This is a genomic window from Devosia sp. 919 (genome assembly GCF_013185965.1).
GTDB lineage: Bacteria > Pseudomonadota > Alphaproteobacteria > Rhizobiales > Devosiaceae > Devosia.
Map to the genome: position 1 here is coordinate 531,841 of NZ_JABAOL010000001.1, position 24,028 is coordinate 555,868.

The following is a 24,028-nucleotide window of genomic DNA, read 5'->3' on the forward strand; positions in this document are numbered from 1 at the left end:
AATTGCAAGGTGAGGAGGTCTCCTGACCTCCTCACCTTGCTCAATCCTGGACTGGGTAGTGCCTAGCGGTTCTAGTCGCCAACGCTCTCCAGGCTGCAGCCTGGTCGTCATTTCTGCAGCGGCACCAACGCCGAGCGTTTTCTATTTACAAGAAGGGAGCCAGGGAACCGCTCCTCGTCCCGTACTCGCCTTAGATTTCTGCCGATACTGCTGACACCAGTGCCCACGCGATTACGGCGAGGCCGGCCAACAATCCGCCGCCTTGCCGCTTCTTTGGAGCCGTGGCCTGATCCTTGCTCGCTGACGGAGCGCGCACATTCTTTTGCATCGCAACCTCCTCACTTCGTGCTCGACCTTAGCGGGAACGATGATGCGCTTGCCGATGGCCCAACTCAACACACTGTTGTTCACAGTCGCTAGAGCAGGGAAGCTGATCGACGCCGGCATTGCCAATGATGTTGCTGAGTTCAGGTCCAGCCGCAGGCCGAGATCGACACCGTGTTCCGCAAGGTCTAGCTCGACCTGTTCTCTTCCTGGGGCTCTCCTGCCCGGCAGGCAATCTCTTCAACAACGCTCTGGGAGCGGTTATTTCACCAGACCAAACATCGGTCCAAAGCCACCATGCCATGAGTAGTCACGCCGACCCGAGGCTGGATCGTAGATGCCCGTGCCTCGCCCCCCATCAAGGAAGAGCGCATTGGGACACTGAAGATGATCCCGGAACAGTTCGGCAAAGTCATGGAAGTTGACATTGCCGTCGCTGATGGCGAGGCGCACTTCGCCCTCTTCGCACACACCGATGCCGCTTCGGCGGGTTCGATCGGAAGAGCCGGGGATCAGGAGCGGATGGATCTCGCCCTCGATCACCAGCATGGGGCCGGACTGGGTGGCGAAGCGGGCAGGGGGGCGCCCTGCTTGGAAGGCTTCGGTGGTTAGAACGCCCGCGCCTTCCTCGCTGAGGAAAAATACTCCGTTCGGCTTCTTGTAGAAATTGGGCACTCGGCCAGGTTCCGCGTTGACGGAGTTGGTGTTCAGCGGCCGCAATTCCTTACCGTCTTCAACGTAAAGCCCCGAAGGGGTGAAATCGGGCAAGTACATCCCGGCGTTCATCGCGAAACCCAGCTTCTCTCCTTGACTCTCCACGGCGTCAGCGAGTTCGCGAAAATGCCGGAAGGGACGCCCATCTGGGGACCGCCAGTACAGGCGCAAATCATCGCTCGCCGGGTCCACGGTGCAAACAAGGTATCCGTTGCCTGCAAATTGCTGCGATGCGCAATGTTGTGCCTGCGCGCGTTGAGACGACAGCAGCAGCAACAACAACAGGAACGTTCCTCGCAGTATCCACGCCATGCTCGTTCCTTTTGTTCTAATCGCATTGACCGCACTGATGAGGGACTGAGCCCTACGCTGGCAGATCCGACACGATCTGCAGTCGGTTGCCGAAGGGATCAAAGACATGGGCATAGGTGACCATGCCCGGTACGGGAACCGGCTCTCCGCATTCGACGCCTCTGGCCCGGAGCGCTGAGACCGCTTCAGCACAGTTCTCGACGTTCAGGACCAAGGTGGTGTGATGCGAGGCAAGGAATTCACCAGTCTCGGGCAAGGTGATCGCAAGGTTTCCGCCGCTCCCGCCAGTCGAGAATTCAACCCAGGCGATCTCGGGAAGATCATAAACGGGCTCACCGAGCCCAAATATGTCCCGGTAGAAATCGCGTGCAAGGTCAAGGTCAGGCACTGTGATGGAGACAACGTTGATGCCCTTGAACATGGCAGCTCCTCACGACTGCGTGGATCGGTCCGACGCGTCAAAGCCTGCGCAACTTTGCGGATACTGAAAGCGATGACTCGGCAGGGTTCACCATCTTAGTAGTCCGCAATGAGACAAAGTGGAACAACCGCGGTGTTGTTCGTCCACCCGTCTTGGGGCGCCTATCGTTCTTTTTGGCGATACTGGCAATTGCGGGAATGCTGCGCCAGCCGCAGAGGCAACAAGCTTGGCGGCTATGCGTGAAACTGCTCACCCGCGGCAGTGAGACGACGGATCAAGTCTCCGACCGTGTCCAAGCTATATGGCTTGCCTACGAAAACCCCGCGAGGCGGCAGGTCGTCATGCGTTACGTTGCGGTGCCCGGATGTCACTATGACCTCGATCGGCGGCCAGGCGTCCTTTACCATTGTCGCCAGCTCCAGACCATCCACATCACCGGGCATGTCGACATCGGTAAACAGGCATTCAAAGCGCTTGCCGGATTGGAAAATGGCAATGGCTTCCCTGGCGTTTGCCGCTTCTACCACCTCAAGCCCTTGATCCGTCAGCTCCTCGACAGTGTTCATTCGGAGCAGGGCTTCATCCTCCACGACTAGGACGGTGATCTTGCTGGTCATGGCTTCCTCGATGCACTGGGTACAGGGCAACGCAGGACCTGTAGGATCGATCCTTGTCGGCACAAGGTTGGTGTCCGAAGGGTCGCTTTTTGACAGGTCCGGGCGGCGGCAGCGTTTCAAGTCAACCATTTGGATCAGCGGCGGCATCCCGGATTTCTTCACCTCATCTCGAGGGAACAGGAGCATCAGCTCGCAGAAGACCGCGCGCTTTCAATTCAGCCCAGAAGGCAACAGGTATGTCCCGCAACATATCGCTGTGGTTCCGAGAGGGGTGGGCGGGTTCTACTCCCCCCGGAATAACTGAAGCCACAAGCGGATGGTGCAGGGGGAATTGCAGCGCTGCGGCGGCTAGAGAAATCTCGTGATCCCGGCAAACCTCTTCCATCCGGCGTACTCGCTCGCTCTCCTCGGAGGTCGGCTCGTGATAGTTGTATCGAGCTCCAGGGACAGGGCCCGTGGCCAGAATGCCTGATGCAAGCGGGGCGCCGACAATGATACCGACCGCTTTTTCCTCGCACAGGGGGAATTCCCGATCGAGTGCAGGCTGCTCTGCCAAGGTGTAAGGAAGCGCGACAAGGAAAAAGTCGAGCTCTAGGCATTCGAGGAACAAGGGGATGGTGCCGATCCGGTTGACCCCCGCTCCAATCGCTTGAACTCGCCCAGTTTGCTTCAGCTCCTTGAGCGCTCTGATGCCCCCGGTGGCGAGTTGGGCAAGGTGGGCCTGCACCAGGGCATCGGTGCCAAAGCTGGTGCGATCGAGATCGTGGATGATCAGCATGTCGACCCGGTTCATGCCCAGCCGCTGGAGGCTATCCTCATAGGACCGCATGACGCCCTCATAGGAGTAGTCGTGGTAGTAATCGAACGGCAGGGCAGTTGGGGCGAACCGATCCGAGCTCCGGAAGGCGCGGATATTGGCGGGCGCGACGAAGATGCGACCGACCTTGGTCGAGAGGATCAGCTCGTCGCGCGGCTTGCTCGCCAGCACCGTCCCAATCCGGCGTTCGCTCAGCCCGCGTCCATACCACGGGGAGGTATCGTAGAAGCGAACCCCGGTCTCCCAGGCCGTTTCAACTGTAGAGGACGCTTGGGTCTCCGACACTTCAGTACTGCCCAGCCCGGCTGCACCGAACCCCAGCCTGGGCAGCATGAGGTCTGACCGGCCAAGGCGTTTGAGTTCGAAAGGCTCCATGACTGGTCCTAAGAATGAGGGGGCCGTTCAATCAATGGGCTTTTCCCTCATGCGTTCCGCGGGTCAGCAGATCGGCGGTTCGAACCATTGATAGGGCCGCTAAGAAGCCGTAGGAACGGTTGTACGCGCCGATGCGTGGTCCAGTTCGGTCAGGCCTGCATACTGGCTCGGCGGCAGGCCAACGAACCGGGAAAACGCGACGCTGAATGCACTTGCGGAGCCATAGCCGATGCGGCTGGCGATTTCTTTCATGCCCCCATCCCTACGCCGCAGCATGTCCTTGGCGAGGGCCATGCGCCAGGAGAGCAGGTATTCCATCGGCGCCATGCCGGTTTGCTTTTGAAAGCGATCAAAGAACACCGATCGAGACAACATGGCCGCCTTCGCCAATTCATCGATCGTCCACGCCTTGGCTGGTGTTCCGTGCATGAGGCGAATAGCTGGGCCCAGATGGCGGTCCGCCAGGCCACGCATAATACCCGGCGTTTCCGGGCTCGCGGAGTTCGATCGCAAGGCTTCGATCAACAGCAATTGCAACAGGCGCTCGAGCACGATGTCTTTCGCTGGTCGGGTGTCTTGGGCTTCGTTGCGGAGCATCCGGACCAGATCGGTAAGGCGAGCCTGGCCCCTGACAAGAAGCACGCGCGGCAGCAAGGCCACAATGAGGGTTGAGTCTGGAGAGCCGAAAGACAGCCGACCCACCAACACCCGCATATTCGGATGCCCACTTGGGTCGCCGTGCCGGGTCTCCTCCCCAAGCCGGGTCACCCGCAGGGGATCAACACCTTCCTCCACGTCGGCTTCACTGCTCGACATGGTGAAGCGACAGGATGCCGGAACGAGCACGAAGTCATTTGCTTTCAACTCTGCTTCCGGTTCCCCATCGACGCTGAGCCTCGAAGAGCCGTCCAGAATGACGGCGAAGAACGGGCTGCCTTCAGCTGCGCCCTCCACGCGCCAACTGCCTGAACCACTGGCGGCCTTCGAGAAGGGCATGCTCGGCTGCAGCATGGTGACAATTTCGGCAAGGGGGTCGATCAATCGGACGCTCGCTAATGCAAATAAGACGCTCTATCGTAGCGCGTCCTCCTTGGCACGTCCACATAAGCAACTTCGAACTTCGCCAAGGGATCTTTCCATGAATACCGTTCTCATCACAGGCTGCTCGTCCGGCTTTGGTCTCGACATCGCCAAACACTTTCTGGGCCATGGCTGGAAGGTCATTGCCACAATGCGGTCCCCGCGCCCGGATCTGTTCCCGACCTCGGAGAACCTGGTGCTGCTGCCGCTCGACGTGACCAAGGACGACAGCGTAGCCCGCGCGATCGAGGCCGCAGGTCCGATCGATGTTCTCGTCAACAATGCCGGTATCGGCTGGCTAAACGCTCTGGAGGGCACGCCGATAGATGTCGTGCGGTCCGTCTTCGAGACCAACACCTTCGGAACGATGCGGATGGTCCAGGCCGTGCTGCCTCAGTTCCGGGCCAGAAGGGCGGGGCTCATCATCAACGTGACCTCGAGCGTCACGATGAAGCCGCTGCCTCTGCTGTCCGTCTACACCGCAAGCAAGGCCGCCGTGAACGCATTTACCGAATCCCTCGCCATGGAGCTTACGCCCTTCGGCATCGCGGTGAAGATCGTTCTTCCTGGTGCCGCACCTGACACCAGCTTTGGCACCACGGCTCTTTCCCGCCTGGAGGACCATGGTGGCTTCCCCGACGCCTACGCCGATTTTGCGGAAACGGTGTTTACGGCCATGAGGGCGCCTGGGGCTCCTAAAACCCGATCCTTGGACGTGGCGGAGGCAGTCTGGTACGCGGCAACCAACCCGGCAGCACCAGTGCGTATTCCGGCCGGCGCCGATGCGCTTGCGCTCGCTGACTAGTCGGAGCTTCGAGAAGTCCGATGCCGACCGTTTAGGTCCGCATCGGATCGAGGATGAGCTTGATGGAAGCTTTCAGAATTGAAAACTCGTTCCGCATGGCCGGAGTGAGCCACTTGCCGCCAGGGGGCACTCCCACTCTGCCTTCGCGTTGCGATGGTATATTTCAGCTCCAACAGCGTCCCAACCGGCAAACATCGCCGGCTATGTCAGCTATCCAGCGTGTGTTCCGGAGCCCCATGGAGGAGCTGGGACTCCGGGGCTTGTGTAAGATGAAGGTAGCGTTCGAACTGTGCCAGCACGTCGGCAATCAGCTGATCGCGATGTAAGCCCATGACATCATAGCCGCGCCCACCACTGGAGAAATAGGTGCGCGCCTCATAGCGCGGTTCTGGTTTGCCGGTCGCGAGAGGGGCAAAATTGGCGACTGGCTGGGATGCAACGCTGACGCCGTAAACAAAATCGCGCACCCCTTGGGCAGGAGAACGCAAGGCAACAGCGCCAGCTTCGTCCGCTTCAACCCAGGCGGGCCGACCACGTGCGGCCAATTCACGTGCGACCTGTTCGAGCGCGGGTCGAACCTCTGTGGTGATGAAGCTTTCAACTTCTTGCTTGCTGGGAGCCCGCATCATCAAGGCTAAGCGGCGTTGCCAGGTTAGCCCCACAGCCGCATGGGCGGGCACGGCAGCAGCGCCACCTTGGGGATAAAGCTGTGCCAGGTCGGCGCGCATTCCGAGGTACAATGACCAAACCAAGCCCAGCATGACGAAGGTGAAGGGCAGGGCGGTGGCAATCGTTGCCGACTGCAATGCGCCCAAGCCTCCGGCAACGAGGAGCGCTGCGGCAACAATTCCTTCCACGAAGCACCAGAAAACCCGCTGGCCGGTGGTGGTCTGGGTTTCGCCACCTGCGGCGATGGAATCAATGACCAATGAACCTGAGTCTGCTGAAGTAACGAAGAAAATGGCGACGAGCAGTATTGCCAAAATAGAGGTGATGTTGCTGAACGGAAGGTATTGGAAGAAGTGGAAGAGGCCAGTTGAAACGTCCGCCGCAATAGCCTGTCCCACCGCGCCTGCTGCTATACCCGTGTCGATGAAGATTGCCGTGTTGCCGAAAACAGTCATCCAGATGAAAGTGAAGCCGGCGGGAATGAAAAGCACCGCAGTCACAAACTCCCGAACGGTGCGACCGCGGGAGAACGGGCGATAAACATCCCGACAAAGGGAGACCAGGAAATCCACCAGGCCCAGTAGAACAATGTCCACTCGTCGATCCAGGGTGTCGGCTGGTAGGCGTAGATATTGAAGGTACGCAGTACCAGGGTATCGAGATAAAGCCCCAGGTTCTGTACCAGATCACGAAACAACTGTGTGGTTGGCCCGACGACTAGCACAAACAGCATCAGCAGAATCGCCACTACCAGGTTGGTTTCCGACAAGATGCGCACGCCTCGGTCCAGTCCAGTGGCGACCGAGACGGTCGCCAGCGCCGTTACCAGTGCGATAAGCGGCAGTTGAACAACAGGACCGATGGGAACACCCAGCAGGTAAGCCAGCCCTGCATTGATCTGGGAAACACCCACCCCGAGTGAGGTCGCTATGCCGAACATGGTGCCGACAATCGCAAAGATGTCGACCGCATGGCCGATGGGACCGTTTATACGCTCCTTGAGCAGCGGATAAAGACCCGAGCGAATAGTTAGCGGCAGGTTGTAGCGGTAGCCGAAATAGGCAAGCGACAAGCCAACCACCGCATAGATCGCCCAGGCATGGATGCCCCAGTGAAAAAAGGTGACGGTCATTGCTTCGCGCATCGCGGCAATAGAGCGCGGCTCGGCGGTCGGGGGCGCCATAAAGTGGGTCATCGGTTCGCCCACGGCATAGAACATCAGGCCAATCCCCATGCCGGCGGCAAAAAGCATGGCGATCCACGAGGTGAACCTGAAATCGGGCGTGGAATCATCGGGGCCGAGCTTGAGGCGCCCATAACGGCCAAAGCAAAGGAGCACGACGGTGATAAGGAAAATTCCGACGGCCAGCAGGTAGAACCAGCCGAAGCTTTGCAAAATACCGGCCTGCATCGAGCCGAAAATGTCGTCAGCTTGGGTCGGGAAGAAAACGCCGATGGCGACAAAGGCCCCTATGACGAGAAGGGACCCGAAGAATACCGGCTTGTTGATGATGAAGGGCGTTAACATGCCGCCATGTCCTTGAGCGTCGTGTCAGCGCATGACCGAGCCCAAACGCTGTCAGCTGCGGTGGTGATGTTCAGGGTGTAAAGCGTCGACAAGGCAGAGGTTCCGAACCGGCCCTAGGCGGAGACGCCACCCGTGCCCTGCCCTGGCGGACCGTCAGAAGTGGTCCTGGACAGTTCGATCCATCCTGGTAGTGGCGGGTTTACCAAGGAAGACGGCCAGGTGATCGCCGCAGACAGCCGGCCCTACTTGGCGTGCTTGAGTAGCAGGTCACGCGCCTGGTTGATCTTGGCTGCCAAATAGCTCGAGCCGCCATGGTCCGGATGCACCGCCTTCATCAACTCGCGATGAGCGGTGCGGATTTGCTCTTCGGTCGCGTCAGCCTCGAGACCCAGAATGGCGTAAGCTTCCTCCAGTGGATCGCGTTCAGGGGCAGCTTCCCCGGTTCCACCGCTGTCCTGTTGGGCGAAGTACTCGCGCCAGCCGCTGCGGTTGGCGTCAAGCCAGCTCTCCAGCAGGCTGAGGCTGTCGGCATCCCCCGCTACCTCGGCCAGAAGGGTGCGTGTGTCAGCCTCGCCGAGATCAAGCAGGTCCATCCCAGCGAACTCACCGTTAAGAATCCTGCCGGAAACGGCCCCGGTGTCGTGATCCAGCTCCATCGCGAAGCGGTAGCTGCGCACTTTGGAGATGTTGTGGGCTGGCCCGAGTGGTCCTTGGAGGGAAAAGGGGCCAATCCGGCCAGTACGCAGCACTGCAAATGCCGCCGCCCCGACAAACAGTGCAAGATCCAAGCGCCGGGCCACGAGCAAAAGGCTGGCGATTGCAACGCCCAGGCCGCCCACCACCCAGCGAAGTCCACGTCTGAGCAGTTGAGGATCGTACCTTTTGATCTGGTTGAAGATGGCCAGTGTGGCGAGCAGCGCCAGGCTGCCCAAAAGGATATAGGTCATGGACGCAGTTGCGAGAGCAGCGCTTGGGCCTGTGGACTGGCTTGCAGCCTCAGCATGTCGCTACCGCCCCTCGCGTAAGCTGCCACCGCCTTGAGCAGCGCTGCGAGCTCTTGGGGCGCCGACGAGTCGAAACGTGCATATGCGCCCTTGCTTAGTCGGGCAAACTCTCGGAAAGCCCGCTCCACCTGCGCATCCCGCCCCTCTTGAAAGATGAACAGGGGCAGACCGAGAAGGCCTAGTTGTCCGGCGGTCTCCGCCAGCTCGTCCACACTCTCCTCCACCGCGTCCCCCACATAGATCACGGCATTGATGCGGCGCCTGGCGTGCTCCGCACGGGCATGGGCGAAGGCCTTGGAGATCTGCGTCCGCCCTCCCTGGCACTGAATCCCGCTCATGAGCTTGGCCAGGCTGCCTCCATCGACCACCCATTTGCTGGCGCGGCATTCGCCAAAGCCGCGAAAGTAGAGCAGTTGGACCTGAAGTGCGCTGGCCCTCGGGATCGCCTCAAACATCTCCGCCTGCAGCGAACAGGCGAGATCCCAGGTTGGCTGGCGGCTGAGCGTCGCGTCGAGCGCGAAGAGCACACGTCCGTCATGGCGGGCGCTTGGCCTCGCTAACTCCCTCACGTTCCTGACGAATGCAGCAACCTCACCGCTCACTCCTGGTTGGAGAGCGGTGCCGTCGGCTTTACGCCCTGATGGGTCTTTTCCTGCCATTCTCCGAATATGTGTGTGTCAGAGAGCGCCCGCAAGTGCCGGACCGACTAGTCACGCCATCGTGGAAGGGCAGGATACTACCGAAGTTTCACCATACCCGCTGGAATGCCGTCCACCAAGCGGGGGTGTATCCCCGCCGGTGGAGGGCAAAGGCATAACCTTGGCTTAAAATGTAGCGCCGCTTTGGATCAGAAGAGCCGGAGCAAATATCACGGCTTGCGAACGCAGATCGCAAAGCGGTCCTGGGTAAGCCGCTCCAGCCCGCGCCAGAAGCTCATCTTCCGGGCTTGGGGCCAGTGAATGCCGATGAGCTGGCGGTCGATGACCGGATCGACAAAGCCGACTTTGAGCAGTTCGGCGACCACCGCTTCAGCGGGCATTTCGCCGGAGAAGTGGACCTGTTCCCGGATGCGCTGCAGCCGCTCGGCCATGCCCGGGGCGAGGTTGCCGTGGCCGGGCTTGCCGCCAAAGCGTAGCCGGAGCCGGGTGACCCAGCTCTTGCGGCCCATATTGCCATCGACGATCAACAGCTTGCCGCCCGGCTTGAGCAGCTCGAACCACTCCTCGAAGGCGGCCGGCGCGTCGACCAGCGTCCAGACCAGGTGGCGATTGGTAATGACATCGTAGCTGGCGCGCGGCTCCTGCGTATTTTCCGCGTCGCGCATGATGAAGCGAATATTGGAGCCGCGCTGGAGCGACTTGGCGCGCGCCTGGGCCAGCATGGCTTCGGACCAATCAGCACCGGTCACTGCAAAGCCCATGTCGTGCAGCAGGTGGGAAATAACGCCAGTGCCGCTCGCCAGATCGAGCGCCTTTCTTCCCGCGCCATCGCCCAGATGCTTGCGGATCAGCTGGTGCCAGCCGCGGCGCTCTGCTTCCGAGAAGATTTCATGCCCAACGCTCTGGTCGAAGGTCGCTGCGCGTTCGGACCAGAATTCCCGGATTTCATCGCGGATAGAATAGTTTGCGCCGAAGCCACTCATGTTTCTGCCTAACACCTTATAATTGCTCTAAAAGATAATTCTTGATCTTGGAGTTCATCTTTTATAGCTGACTCTGCGTATCAAGTTTTCCGAGAGACAGCAAAATGAAAATGTCGCGTCTGATGCTCGTGCCGGCGCTGGCCGTGTTGACGTCGTTCTCTCTGCCTGCGTGGGCCCAAGCGTTCACGATTACTGATGTCGCCGGGCGCGAAGTCGCCTTTGATGCGCCCGTCGAGCGGGTCATCCTGGGCGAAGGGCGTATGCTCTATTCGCTGGCCACGATCGAAACCGAGAACCCCTTCGCCAAGGTCGTGGGTTGGCGCAATGATCTGTGGACCACCGATCAGAAGTCCTTCGATGCCTATGCGGCCAAGTTCCCGGAGGCCAAGGACCTGCCATTCCTGGGTAATCTGACCGATGGCACGCTGCAGACCGAAACCGTGGTGACGCTGGATCCAGACGTCCTGATCCTGCCCATCGGCAACAAGACCGCAGCCGACGAGGTCAAGCTCGAGGAGATGCTCGAGGGCATCGGGGTCAAGATCGTTTATGTCGACTTCCGCGAGCACATCATCGACAACACCGTGCCCAGCCTGCACATCCTGGGGCAGCTGTTTGGCAAGGAAGAGCGCGCCCAGGAAGTCGCCGACTTCTGGCAGACCGAAATGGACAAGATTGCGGCCGTGCTGGCGGCGAACAATCCCGAGCGGCCCGACGTTTTCATGTATCGCGCTGCCGGTTTGGTTGAATGCTGCGGCACCTTTGGTCCCGACAATTTCGGGCTCATGGTGGAGCTAGCGGACGGCAACAATCTCGGTTCCGATTTCCTGCCCGGCTATACCGGCTCGATCAATCCCGAACAGGTCATCGCCTCGGACCCCGACATCATCGTGGTGACCGGCTCGGACTGGACCAATTCTCCCGATGCCACTGGCTTTGTCAGCGTCGGCCCGGGCACTGCCGATGATGCCGAAGCGAGCCGCGCGATCCTTGCGTCGCTGGTCGAGGCGCCGGCCTTTACCGGCTCCACGGCGGTCGCCGAGGGCAATGTGCACGCCATCTGGCACCAGTTCTATACGAGCCCCTACCAGTTCGTGGCGATTGCCGAGATGGCCAAGTGGTTCCACCCCGACCTTTTCGCCGATACCAATCCTGACGCCACCTTCAAGGCCTTCTATGATCGCTTCCTGCCCATTGCATACGAGCCCGGCTCCTGGCTGTCGCTCAAGGCCGACGAGTAAATCATGGCCGCCGCGGATAGCTCTCTGCTGACGGAAGCGGTGGCTGAAGGGCGCGGTGAATATCGCGCCCGCACCCGTCGCAAGTTGCTTATCTTGGGGGGGCTGAGCCTGGCGCTTTGCTTTTCCTTTGCGGTCGACCTCGCTTGGGGGCCGGCACGCTATGGTCTCGATCAGGTGGTGCTGGCGCTGTTCAATCCGGATGCGGTGTCGGCGCAAGTACGCACCGTGGTCTGGGACATCCGTATGCCCGTGGCCGTCATGGCGATCATCGTCGGCGCAGCGCTATCGGTGGCCGGCGCACAGATGCAGACCATTCTCGCCAATCCCCTCGCCAGCCCGTTTACGCTGGGGATTTCGGCCGCGGCGAGCTTTGGCGCCGCACTGGGCATTGTCACGACCGTGCCACTCATCCCGGTTGCTGCCGGGCTGATCGTTCCGGTCAACGCCTTTGTCATGGCGCTGCTCGCCACGCTGTTCATCCATTTCGTGTCGCAAATGCGCGGCGTCACCGTGCAAACCGTGGTGCTGCTGGGCATCGCCCTCGTTTTCACCTTCAATGCGCTCCTTGCGTTTGTGCAATATTTGGCGTCCGAACAGGCGCTGTCGCAGGTGGTGTTCTGGACCATGGGCAGCCTGACCAAGGCGACCTGGCCCAAGATCTGGATCACGCTGGCCGTGTTGCTGGTGGCGCTGCCGCTGTTTGCCCGCAACGCCTGGGCCCTGACGGCCATCCGGCTGGGCGAAGACAAGGCGGCGAGCTTTGGCGTCAATGTGCGCTATATCCGGCTCGAGACCATGCTGATCATTTCGCTCCTGGCGTCGGTGCCGGTGAGCTTTGTCGGCACGATCGGCTTTGTTGGCCTCGTTGGTCCCCATATTGCCCGCATGATCCTGGGTGAGGATCAGCGCTTCTTCCTGCCGGGCTCGGTGCTCGCCGGAGCCTTGCTCTTGTCGGTCACCTCGATTGTCTCCAAGTCGATCATTCCCGGGGTCGTTTTCCCCATCGGCATCATCACCGCTTTGGTTGGCGTGCCGTTCTTTATTTCGCTGATCCTCTCCAATGTGAGGCGCTCATGGTAAGCCTTCAGCTCCGGGACCTGGGTGCGTCTTACGGCAAGAAGCTCACCATCGCTGCCGTCAGCACGCCCGAATTCCACTCCGGCGAAATCATTGCGGTGATTGGCCCCAACGCGGCGGGCAAGTCGACGCTGTTCAAGCGCATTGCCGGGCTTCTCAACGGGCCCGGCGAGGCCAGCCTTGCCCATACCAGCAAGGGCAAGAAGGCGATCAGCTATATGCCGCAGGACACGTCGGCCAATGCGGTGCTGACGGTCTACGAGTCGATCCTCTCGGCCCGCAAGCAAGGCAGCCGCTGGTCGGTGGACGATGCCGATCTGCGGTTCATCGACCAGGTGATGGCGGCTCTCAACATCAAGCCGATCGCCTTTCGCGACCTTGGGGCGCTCAGCGGCGGCCAACGGCAACTGGTATCCATCGCCCAGACCCTCGTGCGCGAGCCCGACGTGATGTTGATGGACGAGCCCACCAGCGCCTTGGATTTGCACCGGCAGGTGGAAGTGCTCAGCTTCATGCAGGCACAAGCCCGGCAAAAGGGCATGATCGTGTTGATCGCGATCCACGATCTCAACCAGGCGCTGCGCTTTGCCGACAAGGTCTTGCTGATTGCCAATGGCAAGATGCAGGCTTGCGGCTCGCCTCTCGACGTCATCAATGCCGACATGCTGCGCCGTGTCTATGGCGTGGATGCCCGCATCGAGAAGTGCTCGCGCCAGTTCGACCATGTCATTGTAGATGGCGTTGCCGCCTAACGGCCTGTTCCGTCGTTGAAGTTAGCTTACGCAGCAAAACAGACCCCTTGCTGGCAGCAGGCGCCCGTTCATGGCTGTGGTCATTAGGCCCAGCCCTCGAGCAATCCGCCGGTGTTCTCGTTGGACCTAATGCTGGACGACATTGGTCGGTGCCGAGGATGGCGAAACGGTCATGCCCTGGGTCAGTGCAGTCGAGACCAAGGCCACCCCAATGGCAGACCGACTCGAGGGATATCCGCAGACGGCACGAGGGTCTTGCATGCCGTGCGCCAGAGCGGCGGGCTCGTTATGGCGGTGAGCGACCAAGAGCTCGACGCAGCCAGAACAGCATTGTTACGGCACGACGGTCTGGACGCAGAAATCTCCGCCTGTGCGGGTGTGGCTTATCTGATGAGAAATCCCGGCGTGGCACGCTTAGGCACCGTTTGCTTGATCACTGCCTCAGGGTTCAAGCACACGTTCGCAGGTGAAGTGCCCTCGCCGAAATTCGACCTCGCGGCCGCTGAACGGGTCAGCACCTTTTTGTCCGCTGAGGGGATCAGCGGCACCTTGCTTTGACACCGAACATCGGCCCCTCTGAACCATGCTCTGGCTTTCCAAGCTCTGATGGCGTCAAGGCGCGCCGTTTCCGCCGTGCAGTGTACCGACCTGACATCTCGAAAGCAGGCGGTCCGCTATCTCGACGCGCGCGTCGTCCTTATGCTGGAGACGCCAGGCAATGCCGAGGCCCCTAAGTATCTGCTATCGACCGCCCGCCTACACAGCCGGCATCCCGCTCCGCCCCGGTGCATCCGCTCCTTGCGCGTCGGTTACCTCCGCAGGTATGGCGCACATAAGATACTTTGCACAAGCTTGGCATTCGAGTTGCGGGACAGGAAAGTCGCCTGATGATTGCTCATGTGCAAGTACAAGAAGGGTGTAAGACCTGGATTGGGAATTTAAAATCCACCTCTTCGTTGTGCGAAAGCACACTCATCGCAGTAGCCGCTGAGGTTCTTATTGGCTAACGATGGACGGACGCAATTACCGCGGCCGAGTTCCGGCACAAGCCGAGGTAACTTCCACCGCAGTAGGCAAGTGGCCCCAACGGCGAGACTTGCAGCGCGTCAAGGCGCTCGGCTCCGAGATAATCCTATGCGAACAAAGACCCCATGAACATCAAACATGCTCCCGACAAGCTTACCATCCTGATTGCTTCGCCATTGGAAGACCAGCATGTCGAGCGAATCAAGGCCTACGATCCGGCTCGATACGAGGTAATCCACCACCCTGATCTGCTCGCCAGACCACGCTATGTCGCTGACCATAATGGAGCGCCGAGGACGCTGAGCGAAGACGAGCGCGCTCGCTGGTCAGAACTGATGGCTCAGGCTCATATTCTGTTCGACTTTGATCGCCTAGATCCTAGCAATATGCCTGTCAACGCGCCCAACCTGCGCTGGGTGCAAGCGACTAGCGCTGGCATTGGAGAGTTCCTCCGCCGTACCGAACTTGACCAAAGCAACATCATCTTCACCACGGCGTCAGGTGTACATGCTCGGCCCCTGGCGGAGTTCGCCTCGCTTGGGCTCCTCTACTTTTTCCGTGACGTGCCTTATCTCGATGTTCGGAAGCGTGAGCATCATTGGGAGCGCTACACCGTCCGGGGTTTAGAAGGGGCGCGCGCGTTGATCGTAGGGCTCGGCTCAGTTGGGCGGGAAATCGCCCGTGATTGCGCTCATTTCGGGGTGGAAGTCTGGGGTACTCGGCGCACAGGCGGCGCAGCACCAGAAGGGGTCAGTCGCATGATTGATCAAAAAGACATTCGGCGGGTCTTGCCCGATGTAGATGCTCTGGTCCTTGCCTGCCCATTAACGGAGGAAACACGCTTGCTGATCGACAAGCCCGAACTCGACGCTCTTAGACCAGGTGCCGTTATCGTCAATGTTGCCCGCGGCCAGGTGATCAACGAAGCTGCCATGTATGAGGGGCTCAGGTCAGGCCGCATCAAAGGCGCCGCCCTTGATGTGTTCGAGACCGAGCCGCTACCCAAGGAGAACCCGATGTGGGACCTTCCAAACGTGCTGATCTCCCCTCACTCGGCGAGCACCGTTGACGCCGAGAATAGTCGGATCGTGGACATCTTCATCGACAATCTGGGCCGTTTTGCTCGTGGGGAACCCCTGCGCAATGTTTATGAGTCAGAGCGCGGTTACTAAGACCGACATGATAGATGCGGAGTGGAGGGCCGGCGGCCTGTGCAGCCATGCCGCTGCCGGGGCCGCCGTTTGCTCATCCGCGTTCCGTTTTGCGTGAAGTCTGCGCTCTCCGCGAACCGAGGTAAGAAGTGTATAATACGGGTGCTTACTTGGTGAGCAGCTGTTTTTGTGAGTTGATTTCGGAGGCAGGTACGTATCTGCTGTTATTTGGGATGATGCTCCCGTCCGAGGTGAACACCGCAGGGTGAACAGAAGGGCTGGAGTATTCGGAAAGGCAGAACCATACCGGATGACTGACGCCTACACGCCTAGTGCACGAGTTGATGCTCGCAGCGGTCGGGCTATTAGCGCAACTTCTGCGAGTGCCCCCGATCTCAGATCTGCCGCCGCTCCCGGAGCGAAGGTCCTAGAAGTTCGAGGTCTTGAGACCAAGTTTTATACCGTCGATGGTGTGGTGAACGCCCTTAACGGCATCTCCTACACCGTCAACAAGGGCGAATGCCTGGCCATTGTGGGGGAAAGCGGCAGCGGCAAGACAGTTGGCGTGCTGTCAATTTTGCGTCTTATCCAATCGCCGCCTGGACGAATCGTCGGCGGCTCCATTCACTTCAATGGCGTCGACCTGCTTTCATTGGGCGACCGCGCCATGCGTAATGTGCGCGGGCGCGAGATTTCGGTGATCTTCCAGGATCCCATGACATCGCTTAATCCGGTCATGCGGATTGGAGCCCAGATCACGGAAAGCATTCAGGCGCACGAGAATCTGACGCGCCGCCAAGCCCGCGCCAAGGCCGCAGATTTGCTGGGCATGGTGGGCATACCCACGCCGGCAAAGCGCCTCAATGACTATCCACACCAGTTCTCGGGGGGCATGCGCCAGCGCGTCATGATCGCCATGGCGCTGTCGTCCTCGCCTCAACTGATTATCGCCGACGAGCCAACCACGGCATTGGACGTGACCATCCAGGCGCAAATCGTGGAGTTGATCAAGAAACTGCAGGCGGAGTTGGGCACTGCGGTGATCTGGATTTCGCACGATCTTGGAGTTGTAGCCCGCCTGGCCGACAATGTTGCGGTTATGTATGCCGGTCATATCGTGGAAAAAGCGCCGGTGGACGAGCTTTATGCCCGTCCTGCTCATCCTTACACTATCGGGCTGCTGAATTCGCTGCCGCGGCTGGATGCGCGCGACAAGCGTAAGTTGCAGGCGATCGGCGGCTTGCCTCCCAATATGCTTGGCACCATCACCGGGTGCCCCTTTGTGCCGCGCTGCCCCCATGCGACCGAGATCTGCCGGGGAGAAATGCCGCCCTTGGCAGAAGTGGCACCTGGCCATCTGGCTGCCTGCTGGCATGATCGATTGCGGCATGGGGATACACGTCAGTGAGCGCCCAACCCCTTGTTCGCGTCAAAGACCTGAAGATGCATTTCCCGATCCGCGCCGGCGTCCTCAATCGCCAGATCGGGGCTGTAAAGGCTGTTGATGGCATTACCTTCGACATCCAAAAAGGCGAAACGCTGGGGCTTGTAGGGGAGAGCGGTTGCGGAAAGACCACTGCCGGCCGTGCAATCCTGCAGCTTTATCGTCCCACTGCCGGGGAAGTCCATTTCAAGGGCGCTGACTTGCTGAAGCAAGATTCCGGAAAGATCCGCCAGGCGCGCCGGCATATGCAGATGATCTTTCAGGATCCCTATGCTTCGCTCAATCCACATATGCGGGTAGGGGAGATCATCGCTCGGCCGCTGCGCGTGCATGGCCTGGTGAAGAATCCCCGGGAGGAAAAGGAGGTGGTTGCCGACCTGATGGCCAAGGTCGGGCTCAGGACTGCGTTTCGCGACCGCTTCCCGCACGAGTTCTCGGGAGGGCAGCGTCAGCGCATCGGCATCGCCAGGGCATTGGCAACTTCCCCCGACTTCATTGTTTGCGATGAGCCGATTTCCGCTCTCGATGTCAGCATCCAGGCGCAGATCATCAACCTGCTTGAGCAGTTGCGCGAGGAATTGGGGCTGACTTACCTCTTCATCGCCCATGACTTGAGCATGGTGCGGTACATCTCCACTCGCGTCGGGGTCATGTATCTGGGCAAGATGATGGAGCTAACCGAGAGCGACGAACTCTATCAGCATCCGCTACACCCCTATACCAAGGCGTTGCTGTCGGCCATTCCCATCCCCGATCCGCCCCTGGAACGGCAGCGTCAACGCATACTGCTGCAAGGTGATCTTCCCAGCCCTGCCAATCCTCCCACAGGCTGTCAGTTCAGCACGCGCTGCCCCTTTGCGACCGATCACTGTCGCGCTGTCGAGCCGGGGTTCCGGGAAGCCGCTCCTCGTCACTGGGTTGCATGTCATTACGCCGAGACCCTGGATGGGGTATCTCCGGGTCAGCAACAAGGCGTCCCCCGGCAGTGAGTTACGTTATCCGCCGCCTGCTGCAGTCTCTAATCGTCGTCGTCGGAGTGAGCGTAGTTGCGTTTGGCATGCTGTTTGTCACCGGGGACCCTACCGAGGTGATCCTGGGCGAAGCGACTGATCGAATGACCGTGGAGCAGATCCAGGAGTATCGGGTCAAGATGGGGTTCGACCGCCCTTGGTTTGTTCAATATGGCAGCTTTGTCTGGAACGCGCTGCATGGAGACTTTGGCTACTCCTTTGTTCGCCATCAGCCTGCGTTTCAGGTGATCATGGACAAGTTGCCCGCTACGGTGACCCTCGCGGCGGTGGCTTTTGTACTATCGCTGCTGATTTCCATACCACTTGGCGTCTTGTCTGCAATTAAGGCCCACAAGCCCCTGGACCATGTCGCCACCTTTTTCGCCTTAGCGGGCCAATCCATCCCCAGCTTCTGGCTCGGCATTCTGCTGATCCTGTTGTTTGGGGTACAGCTGAAATGGCTGCCGATCTCCGGTAGCGGCACCTGGGCGCATATGGTCATGCCAGCCCTTACGCTGGCTGCCTTTCCCATCGCTCGCAATATGCGGCTGACGCGCTCGTCCATGCTGGACTTTATGCAGCGCGACTTTACGCGCACCGCCCGGGCCAAGGGCATCTCCGAAAACCGCGTTGTTTATGCCCATGTGCTCCGCAATGCGCTTCTGCCGATCGTCACCGCCATAGGGCTGGAACTTGGCTTCCTGCTTGGTGGCTCGGTGATCACGGAAACCATCTTCGGCTGGCCGGGCGTTGGTCGGGAGATCGTTTCGGCGATTGGCTCCAAGGACTTCTATGTCGTGCAGGCCGGCGTGATCATGCTGGCCCTGATCTTCGCAGGCGTGAACCTGCTCATCGATCTGGCTTATTCCTGGATCGATCCGCGCATCCGGTATGGCTCATGACCTTGATCCAACAACCTCCTAATGGCGATGCCTTGATCCCAGCCGAGCAGGAGGTTCTGGCGTCATCTGCCGCCTTGGAGGTAAATCCCGCCTCGAAAAGTCAGTTCCTGCCGCGCTTGTTGCGCAGCAAGGCAGCCCTGGTGAGCGTGTTCATTCTCCTGCTCGTCATTCTTGCCGCGCTCACTGCACAGTGGCTGGCGCCCAGCGATCCCTATGCCATCAAGGTTATTCAACGGCTGAAGCCCCCCGGCTACCAGAACAGCGCTGGCGTAACCTTCTGGCTCGGCACCGACACACTTGGCCGTGACGTGTTGAGCCGCATCATCTATGGCGCGCGCGTATCATTGACGGTCGGGATATCCGCCGTCGTGATCTCAGGAACGGTGGGCCTGCTCGTTGGGCTCTTGTCCGGCTACTTTGGCGGGATCGTCGACGACGTCTTCATGCGCATTTGCGATATCCAACTGTCATTCCCCACAATCCTGCTGGCTTTGACCATCATGGCCGTGCTCGGCAGCGGGCTCGATAAGCTCATACTGGTGCTGGGGTTGACCGGCTGGGTTCAGTACGCCCGCATTGTGCGCAGCCAGGTGCTGTCGATCAAGAACGACGAGTTCGTGCTGGCCGCGCGTGCGACTGGGGAGCGCCAATGGCGCGTTCTGTTCCAGCATATCCTGCCCAACATCTGGAGCCCGATCATCGTCATCGCCAGCTTCACGGTCGCCAGCAATATCGTGGCGGAGGCCTCATTGAGTTTTTTGGGCGTCGGCGTGCCGCCAAGCGTGCCGAGTTGGGGCACCATCCTGGCGGATGGGCGCCAGTATATCGGAGTGGCAGACTGGCTGACGATCCCAGCCGGCCTAGCGATCTCGTTGACGGTTCTGGCTATCAACATCATCGGAGACTGGCTGCGGGATTACCTTGATCCGCGCCTGAAGAACATTCTCCAATAAATTCGTCAAAGCGTGACATGCACGCCATCGCAGCTGAAGGGGAGTAGAATGAAACCACGCGGTCTTTTACGAACGGCGCTCCTTGCGCTCAGCCTGAGTGTAGGTGCTGTTGCATCTTCTCCGGTGATGGCCCAGAGCAAGCCGGTTATCTTCCTTGAACGTGCCGAGCCAGTCAGTCTCGATCCGATGTTCACGCAGGCTGACGCCAATGTCATCCTGTCGATCCATGAAACACTGTTCCGCCTCGACAACGCAGGCGAGGTGGTGCCCGCGATCGCCGAGACGATTACCATGATCGATCCCTTGAACTGGGAGATCAAGATCCGACCCAACTTGGTGTTCCATAATGGCGAACCGATCAACGCCGATGCGGCGGTGTTCACATTCGGTCGCGCAAAAAAATTATTCGAAGCTGGGGAGGGCGACCTGACCTTCGCGCTCGGGGCGCTGAAATACGACCACATGGAGAAGGTGGATGACCTAACCGTGAAGCTCGTGATGACCGCGCCCGATCCGATCATCACCTCGCATATGGTCAATCCTGAACTGTCTCTTCTCCCACCTAAATACTACTCTGAGCATACGCCCGAGGAGGTCGCATTCGCCCCGGTGGGTGCAGGTGGCTACCAGTTCGTTTCGTACCGGCCAGGTGAGGGTCTGGTACTCAAGGCTTTCGAGAAGTACCGGTCGGGCAAGCCGCCGGTAGACGACGTTGTGATCAGGGCCGTGCCGGAAGTCGCGACCCGTATCAGCGAGATGAAGGCCGGGTCTGCCGATCTGATGGTGGGGGTCCCCGCGGACCTCAAAGCAGACCTCGAGAGTTCAGGGGTAAATGTCATCGTTGCCGCGAGCTACCGCCGCTTGTTTGTGGCTATCAAGCAGGGCCGCCACCCGGCACTAGCTGATGTCAAAGTGCGTCAAGCGCTGAACTACGCTATTAACTGCGAAGAAATGGCCGACGCTCTGCTTGGCGGAATGGCGGAGTGTTCCATTGACCTCGTCAATCCGCCCCACCAAGATCCCGACCTGAAGCCTTATGCTTACGATCCGGAAAAGGCCAAGCAGCTCTTGGACGAAGCGGGCTGGGTGGTTGGAAGCGGCGGTGTTCGCGAAAAGGACGGAGTGCGACTGTCGCTCAACTTCGACACCACAAACGGCTCCTATCTGATGGACAGCGACATGGCGCAGGTCATGGCGGAGTACTGGAAGGAAGTGGGAATCGAAATTGCTGACCTGCGGGTGATTGATGCCTCGGTCAGCTCACAAATGCGGGCGCAGCAAGGTGCCGGTTACCGCGACCTAATGAACAGCTCGTCTGGTCCCGATTATACATGTCAGGGGGATCTGCTTCTGGTGCAAAAGGATTCCGGCTCGAACCGTATGAGCTGGGTGGACGACAAGTTCGAAGCAATGTTCGTGGCCTTCAACCAGGAATTCGATCAGTCCAAGTGGTCCGAGATGTGCAACGCCGCCCAAGCATATGTCGCTGAGCAGGCGCCCGTGGTGTGGTTGTTTACTGAACCGACCTTGTACGGCGTGGCCCCACGTCTGCAATATGAACCGCGTCGCGACGGCCGAGTGTATCTCAACCTAGTGCTCAAAGGCGTTCAAGAGTAACCAGACGGTAAGCTGATAGCCTGGGTTACAAAGCCCAGGCCGTCACCAGATCTGACGGATGGCGCGCGGTAAGTTGCTTTGTGTCAATGGCCTTAAAATGCTCGCACTGGTGTTCAGAATGCTGGTTGTTTCGTCAGCATCGCGTTCCGAAAAATCGGCAGTATTTCTGTCCTCGCGCCGCATATGTTGACCATCTTCGAGACTGCAGACACTGTACCAACCTAGCAATGGTGCGCACCGCACGGAGGTTCGATCGTGCCTCTATGGTTTGTTATCGGCCTCTACTTCTTCTTTGGCATGTCCCCCCAAAGCTTGGCAGGTGACCTAAGATCGCCCGGCTTAGAGCCTAGGCTTGTCCTACAGCAGCCGCCGAACAAGTTGAACCCGCCTCTTATTCCGATCGGAGTAGACGCATTTCGGATGTGGGATCGCTGGCACCATCTGCGCATCGGGGCGCGTGCTTACATGCGAAGCACCTATGACCGAGCTGGTGGTAATCACCACGCCGATGCCAGCCACTTTCTTTATCAGCTGGCCGACGACCGCAACGTCACCCTTGACATCCAAGGCCCCGCCATCCTGGCCTTTGTTCGCCACAACCATTGGCATGGCAGTCCCTGGCGCTATGTCGTGGATGGCGCGGAATATGTGGTCGAAGAAAGTTCGACTTCGACACCCCACAATCCAGTGCCGAATTCCGTGTTTCTACCTTTGGCGGCATTCCCCAGTCCGCTGACCTGGACCTGGTCGCAAACCATGGGTGCAGATTTGTCCTGGGTACCGATACCGATCGAACGTTCTTTTCAAATGGAGTATAGCCGCACTCATTATGGGACGGGCTACTATATCTTCCACCAGTTCGTTCCAGGTGCCAACCTGTCCAGCCCCATCCGCAGTTGGGACGCTTCTCCGCCACCAGCCGAGGTGCTGGAGCTGATTGGGCGCTCGGGAACCGACATCGCGCCCACGCAGGACTCCCTGGCGGGCAAGCGGCTGGGACTAGAAGAGCTCTCCGGTACTCTCGCGCTTGAGGGGAAGCCGAGGGATATTGCTTTCCTGAGCGGCGCTCAGCGCCTTCTCCGGGCTTTCAAAATTTCCATCCCGCGCGAGCGGGCACTGGATCTTGCCAAGGTTCGGCTGAAGGTGACTTGGGATGGAAGGTCGCAACCCTCTATAGATGTGCCGGTACCCCTCTTTTTTGGGACGGGCTCGCTCTACAACCACGACAATCGCGAATTTCTCGTCAAAGCTTTTCCCGTCACAGTGCGGTTCGACAGTGAGCGGATCGAGCTTGCCGCCTACTTCCCTATGCCGTTCTTTCACTCGGCCCGCTTCGAACTGGTGCCCGAAGCCGGCCTGATCATACCTGACCTGCGCTGGTCGGTTCGTACCCAGCCACTAGATGCACCTACCAACCACGTTGGGTATTTCCATGCGACCTATCGAGACTTCCCAAACCCCGAAAGAGGCAAGGATCTGGTCCTGCTTGACACAACTGTGGTCGAGGGCGGCGGCGACTGGGCGGGTCACCTCGTCGGGACTTCGTTTATATTCTCTCATCAGGCGAACCTGACCACCTTAGAGGGCGACCCCCGGTTCTTCTTCGACGACAGCCGTACACCCCAAGCGCAGGGAACTGGCACCGAGGAGTGGGCCGGGGGTGGCGATTACTGGGGTGGGCAGACCGTGACGCTGCCGTTCGCCGGCCACCCAGTCGGAGGACCACAGGGCTCGCCGCGCTCGGAGGCTGACAAGATAGAGTCGGCTTACCGGTTCCTGTTGGCGGACCTGATGCCATTTGGGCGCAATGCTCGGGTTCAGCTAGAGCACGGCGGGCTCAACGAGTCAGTCGAGCACTACCAGACGGCGACTTTCTGGTATGGACTGCCTAGCGCATCGCTGGTCAAGACTGACGAGGTGGACATCGGCAATGCGGAAAGTGAGCAAGGCCACGCCTACTCTTCGCCACAGGCAAGCCAGAAGGTAGAGCTGACGTCCCGCTTCGAGTTGGGTCCCGACAGTCTGGACGGGGTGGAAATCTACCCTGCCCACACCGAGGACGGACGGACCACGACGGGCACATCCGAGTTTACGCTTAGGATTGATCCAGACAATGTCGGAGTTCTTTTGCGTCGAACGTTAGATTATGGCTTTCCAAATCAGCGGGCGAGTATTGCGGTCGCTGACGCGAGTGAGCCGGACCAGCTGTGGGATGATATTGATTTCAAGTCAGCCGGCATTTGGTATTTGGCAGGCTCAAACCTATCCGTCTTCTCGGATCCGCCCGATGAACTAGGGGCGGCTGAGCACGTGGTGATGGTATCGAACCGCCGGTTCCGAGAGGACGAGTTCCTCTTACCCAAAGCCTTTACAGAAGGCCGATCAGCTATCCGGATCCGCATTACCTTCGATCCTGTAATGCAGCCCCTGTTTCCTGGATATCCAGTACCGGAGCTGGCTTGGAGCGAACTAGACTATGCGGCTTACTCGTTTATAGTGCCCAAGTTATGACGTTACAGAGTTAAGCTAAAGTTAGTCGTTTCAGGT

Annotated in this window: 20 protein-coding genes and 1 pseudogene; 12 read left to right on the top strand and 9 right to left on the bottom strand. The window is 59.5% G+C overall.

The features are described 5' to 3' along the window. Window positions 1-585 precede the first annotated feature (585 nt). The 5 genes from HRQ64_RS02540 to HRQ64_RS02560 all read right to left on the bottom strand — a co-directional run bounded on the left by HRQ64_RS02540 (window position 586) and on the right by HRQ64_RS02560 (window position 4,621). Window positions 586-1,350 (bottom strand): phosphodiester glycosidase family protein, encoded by a 765-nt coding sequence (locus HRQ64_RS02540; protein ID WP_172121893.1) that lies wholly within the window; start codon window positions 1,348-1,350, stop codon window positions 586-588. Between the two features lie 52 nt (window positions 1,351-1,402). After that, complete coding sequence (locus HRQ64_RS02545) at window positions 1,403-1,771, bottom strand: VOC family protein (protein ID WP_172121894.1); 369 nt, start codon at window positions 1,769-1,771, stop codon at window positions 1,403-1,405. Window positions 1,772-2,004: 233 nt separating this feature from the next. After that, a complete protein-coding gene (locus HRQ64_RS02550) occupies window positions 2,005-2,388 on the bottom strand; it encodes a response regulator (protein WP_172121895.1) in 384 nt (127 codons plus the stop codon). A 163-nt stretch (window positions 2,389-2,551) separates the two neighbouring features. Next, window positions 2,552-3,580 (bottom strand): aldo/keto reductase, encoded by a 1,029-nt coding sequence (locus HRQ64_RS02555; RefSeq protein ID WP_172121896.1) that lies wholly within the window; start codon window positions 3,578-3,580, stop codon window positions 2,552-2,554. A 99-nt stretch (window positions 3,581-3,679) separates the two neighbouring features. After that, window positions 3,680-4,621: an AraC family transcriptional regulator gene (locus tag HRQ64_RS02560; RefSeq protein WP_127751655.1), complete on the bottom strand. Its 942-nt coding sequence runs from the start codon at window positions 4,619-4,621 to the stop codon at window positions 3,680-3,682. A gap of 97 nt (window positions 4,622-4,718) precedes the next feature. Here HRQ64_RS02560 and HRQ64_RS02565 point away from each other — a divergent pair, with 97 nt between their 5' ends. After that, window positions 4,719-5,465 carry an SDR family oxidoreductase gene (locus HRQ64_RS02565; RefSeq protein WP_172121897.1) on the top strand — a complete coding sequence of 249 codons (747 nt, stop codon included), beginning with the start codon at window positions 4,719-4,721 and terminating at the stop codon, window positions 5,463-5,465. A gap of 206 nt (window positions 5,466-5,671) precedes the next feature. Here HRQ64_RS02565 and HRQ64_RS02570 read toward each other — a convergent pair. The 4 genes and pseudogenes from HRQ64_RS02570 to HRQ64_RS02585 all read right to left on the bottom strand — a co-directional run bounded on the left by HRQ64_RS02570 (window position 5,672) and on the right by HRQ64_RS02585 (window position 10,308). Next, a pseudogene (locus HRQ64_RS02570) lies at window positions 5,672-7,662 on the bottom strand (BCCT family transporter). 242 nt (window positions 7,663-7,904) lie between these two features. Continuing rightward, window positions 7,905-8,609, bottom strand: a complete 705-nt coding sequence (locus tag HRQ64_RS02575) for a DnaJ domain-containing protein (RefSeq protein WP_172121898.1) — start codon at window positions 8,607-8,609, stop codon at window positions 7,905-7,907. Continuing rightward, window positions 8,606-9,193 carry a VWA domain-containing protein gene (locus HRQ64_RS02580; protein ID WP_127751659.1) on the bottom strand — a complete coding sequence of 196 codons (588 nt, stop codon included), beginning with the start codon at window positions 9,191-9,193 and terminating at the stop codon, window positions 8,606-8,608. The genes HRQ64_RS02575 and HRQ64_RS02580 overlap by 4 nt, the downstream gene beginning before the upstream one ends. A 341-nt stretch (window positions 9,194-9,534) precedes the next feature. Continuing rightward, the gene (locus HRQ64_RS02585; RefSeq protein WP_172121899.1) at window positions 9,535-10,308 is read right to left on the bottom strand and encodes a class I SAM-dependent methyltransferase; all 774 of its coding nucleotides are present in this window, start codon (window positions 10,306-10,308) and stop codon (window positions 9,535-9,537) included. A 122-nt stretch (window positions 10,309-10,430) separates the two neighbouring features. On the opposite strand from HRQ64_RS02585, the gene HRQ64_RS02590 reads away from it, so the two are divergent. From HRQ64_RS02590 to HRQ64_RS02640, 11 genes are all read left to right on the top strand, one after another. Beyond that, complete coding sequence (locus HRQ64_RS02590) at window positions 10,431-11,549, top strand: ABC transporter substrate-binding protein (RefSeq protein ID WP_248308226.1); 1,119 nt, start codon at window positions 10,431-10,433, stop codon at window positions 11,547-11,549. A gap of 3 nt (window positions 11,550-11,552) precedes the next feature. After that, entirely contained in the window at window positions 11,553-12,629 is a 1,077-nt protein-coding gene (locus HRQ64_RS02595) for an iron ABC transporter permease (RefSeq protein WP_172121901.1), read from the top strand. Further along, window positions 12,623-13,378 (top strand): ABC transporter ATP-binding protein, encoded by a 756-nt coding sequence (locus tag HRQ64_RS02600; RefSeq protein WP_172121902.1) that lies wholly within the window; start codon window positions 12,623-12,625, stop codon window positions 13,376-13,378. The genes HRQ64_RS02595 and HRQ64_RS02600 overlap by 7 nt, the downstream gene beginning before the upstream one ends. Before the next feature lie 288 nt (window positions 13,379-13,666). Beyond that, a complete protein-coding gene (locus tag HRQ64_RS02605; RefSeq protein WP_127751664.1) occupies window positions 13,667-13,936 on the top strand; it encodes a hypothetical protein in 270 nt (89 codons plus the stop codon). A gap of 593 nt (window positions 13,937-14,529) precedes the next feature. Next, a complete protein-coding gene (locus HRQ64_RS02610; protein ID WP_172121903.1) occupies window positions 14,530-15,576 on the top strand; it encodes a D-2-hydroxyacid dehydrogenase in 1,047 nt (348 codons plus the stop codon). 454 nt (window positions 15,577-16,030) lie between these two features. Next, entirely contained in the window at window positions 16,031-16,963 is a 933-nt protein-coding gene (locus HRQ64_RS02615; protein WP_349236660.1) for an ABC transporter ATP-binding protein, read from the top strand. Window positions 16,964-16,998: 35 nt separating this feature from the next. After that, on the top strand, window positions 16,999-17,988 hold the full coding sequence (locus tag HRQ64_RS02620) for an oligopeptide/dipeptide ABC transporter ATP-binding protein (RefSeq protein ID WP_127755121.1): 990 nt from the start codon (window positions 16,999-17,001) through the stop codon (window positions 17,986-17,988). Next, window positions 17,985-18,911, top strand: coding sequence for an ABC transporter permease (locus HRQ64_RS02625; protein WP_206524676.1), 927 nt, complete (start codon window positions 17,985-17,987; stop codon window positions 18,909-18,911). Before HRQ64_RS02620 ends, HRQ64_RS02625 begins: the two co-directional genes overlap by 4 nt. Further along, window positions 18,908-19,864 carry an ABC transporter permease gene (locus HRQ64_RS02630; protein ID WP_172121905.1) on the top strand — a complete coding sequence of 319 codons (957 nt, stop codon included), beginning with the start codon at window positions 18,908-18,910 and terminating at the stop codon, window positions 19,862-19,864. The genes HRQ64_RS02625 and HRQ64_RS02630 overlap by 4 nt, the downstream gene beginning before the upstream one ends. Window positions 19,865-19,912: 48 nt before the next feature. Further along, window positions 19,913-21,481, top strand: a complete 1,569-nt coding sequence (locus tag HRQ64_RS02635) for an ABC transporter substrate-binding protein (protein ID WP_172121906.1) — start codon at window positions 19,913-19,915, stop codon at window positions 21,479-21,481. 420 nt (window positions 21,482-21,901) lie between these two features. Further along, a complete protein-coding gene (locus HRQ64_RS02640) occupies window positions 21,902-23,992 on the top strand; it encodes a DUF2961 domain-containing protein (RefSeq protein WP_172121907.1) in 2,091 nt (696 codons plus the stop codon). The last annotated feature ends 36 nt before the right edge of the window (window positions 23,993-24,028 follow it).

What these genes read in the sequence shown, in the direction of transcription:
- HRQ64_RS02540 (WP_172121893.1), bottom strand. Translation starts at nt 1,350, where the DNA reads ATGGCGTGGATACTGCGAGGAACGTTCCTGTTGTTGTTGCTGCTGCTG.
- HRQ64_RS02545 (WP_172121894.1), bottom strand. Translation starts at nt 1,771, where the DNA reads ATGTTCAAGGGCATCAACGTTGTCTCCATCACAGTGCCTGACCTTGAC.
- HRQ64_RS02550 (WP_172121895.1), bottom strand. Translation starts at nt 2,388, where the DNA reads ATGACCAGCAAGATCACCGTCCTAGTCGTGGAGGATGAAGCCCTGCTC.
- HRQ64_RS02555 (WP_172121896.1), bottom strand. Translation starts at nt 3,580, where the DNA reads ATGGAGCCTTTCGAACTCAAACGCCTTGGCCGGTCAGACCTCATGCTG.
- HRQ64_RS02565 (WP_172121897.1), top strand. Translation starts at nt 4,719, where the DNA reads ATGAATACCGTTCTCATCACAGGCTGCTCGTCCGGCTTTGGTCTCGAC.
- HRQ64_RS02575 (WP_172121898.1), bottom strand. Translation starts at nt 8,609, where the DNA reads ATGACCTATATCCTTTTGGGCAGCCTGGCGCTGCTCGCCACACTGGCC.
- HRQ64_RS02585 (WP_172121899.1), bottom strand. Translation starts at nt 10,308, where the DNA reads ATGAGTGGCTTCGGCGCAAACTATTCTATCCGCGATGAAATCCGGGAA.
- HRQ64_RS02590 (WP_248308226.1), top strand. Translation starts at nt 10,431, where the DNA reads ATGCTCGTGCCGGCGCTGGCCGTGTTGACGTCGTTCTCTCTGCCTGCG.
- HRQ64_RS02595 (WP_172121901.1), top strand. Translation starts at nt 11,553, where the DNA reads ATGGCCGCCGCGGATAGCTCTCTGCTGACGGAAGCGGTGGCTGAAGGG.
- HRQ64_RS02600 (WP_172121902.1), top strand. Translation starts at nt 12,623, where the DNA reads ATGGTAAGCCTTCAGCTCCGGGACCTGGGTGCGTCTTACGGCAAGAAG.
- HRQ64_RS02605 (WP_127751664.1), top strand. Translation starts at nt 13,667, where the DNA reads ATGGCGGTGAGCGACCAAGAGCTCGACGCAGCCAGAACAGCATTGTTA.
- HRQ64_RS02610 (WP_172121903.1), top strand. Translation starts at nt 14,530, where the DNA reads ATGAACATCAAACATGCTCCCGACAAGCTTACCATCCTGATTGCTTCG.
- HRQ64_RS02620 (WP_127755121.1), top strand. Translation starts at nt 16,999, where the DNA reads ATGCATTTCCCGATCCGCGCCGGCGTCCTCAATCGCCAGATCGGGGCT.
- HRQ64_RS02630 (WP_172121905.1), top strand. Translation starts at nt 18,908, where the DNA reads ATGACCTTGATCCAACAACCTCCTAATGGCGATGCCTTGATCCCAGCC.
- HRQ64_RS02635 (WP_172121906.1), top strand. Translation starts at nt 19,913, where the DNA reads ATGAAACCACGCGGTCTTTTACGAACGGCGCTCCTTGCGCTCAGCCTG.
- HRQ64_RS02640 (WP_172121907.1), top strand. Translation starts at nt 21,902, where the DNA reads ATGTGGGATCGCTGGCACCATCTGCGCATCGGGGCGCGTGCTTACATG.